Raw genomic sequence first — 235 nt, forward strand, 5'->3', positions numbered from 1 at the left:
GGCATTCGATCGGTGAGCTGGCCGCCGCGCACGTGGCCGGACTGTGGTCGCTGGCGGATGCGGTCAAGGTGGTCGCGGCCCGAGGCAGTCTGATGCAGGCGCTGCCCACGGGTGGGGCGATGGTGGCTGTCGCCGCGACCGAGGACGAGGTGATCGCGCGGCTTGTTGATGGGGTGTCGATCGCGGCGGTCAACGGCCCGCAGGCGGTGGTGATCTCCGGTGATGAGGATGCCGT

The 235-nt window shown here is 70.2% G+C and carries 1 protein-coding gene; it reads left to right on the forward strand.

What is annotated here, in order from left to right:
* Positions 1-235: acyltransferase domain-containing protein (locus LPA41_RS41600; protein WP_229077048.1), on the forward strand; the 235-nt coding region annotated here is incomplete at both ends.

The organism is Actinoplanes sp. DH11 (assembly GCF_020873875.1).
Classification (GTDB): Bacteria; Actinomycetota; Actinomycetes; order Mycobacteriales; family Micromonosporaceae; genus Actinoplanes.